Below are 646 nucleotides of genomic sequence, written 5' to 3'. Positions count from 1 at the left end.
TTGTTGCGAACGAAATCAGAAGGGCTCATAGTCACCAGGCCACGCGGAGGACTGATCGCCCAGCCCGGCAGGCAGGGGCGGCAGGTCGTCAGGACGCGATCCCTCGGGCTCGGGCCTGGCATCGTCTTGCCGGGTCCAGTCCTCGGCCACTGCCTCCAGCTCGGGCGGCCAGACAGCAGGGCGGAAATACACGCCCGACTCCAGCGCTCCATTGACACGCTGCCTGCCCTTGAACTCCCACCCGTTGCTCTCAAGCCAGGCCTCAACCTGGCCCTTGAGCGCCGGCGTGGCCTTGCCGATGTCCACGCCAAGGGCCTTTATCAATGCGTTGATGGGCACACGCTCTGCATGGGCGTTGATGAACTGGGCATTCATCCCGGCTTCCCGGGTCAGCAGCTTGAACAGCTCGCCATCCACCGCAGACTCCTGCAGGCGGCTTTCCTGCATGGGCACGAACAGGCGCTTTTCCTCGTCCTCAGAGGGCGTGTAGACGATTCCGCCCTGCTGATACAGCGCATATGCCTCGGCCATCAGCTGGCCCCGCATGCGCTCAAGCCACTCCGTCTTGATGACGTGGCGCACCGGGATGGGCCAGAACCGCCGATTGCCCGTGCGGTCGCGCAGGTACTTCTTGTCATTGGTCGAG

Annotated in this window: 1 protein-coding gene; it reads right to left on the bottom strand. The window is 64.2% G+C overall.

Features of this window, described 5'->3' with window-relative positions:
- Window positions 1-15: 15 nt before the first annotated feature.
- On the bottom strand, window positions 16-646 hold a 631-nt coding region (locus DTS01S_RS29300; protein WP_218010593.1), incomplete at its 5' end, for a virulence-associated E family protein.

It is taken from the genome of Delftia tsuruhatensis NBRC 16741, assembly GCF_001571325.1.
Classification (GTDB): Bacteria; Pseudomonadota; Gammaproteobacteria; order Burkholderiales; family Burkholderiaceae_C; genus Comamonas; species Comamonas tsuruhatensis.
The sequence above is the reverse complement of the archived record's forward strand: the minus strand, read 5'-3'. Positions and strand labels throughout refer to the sequence as shown.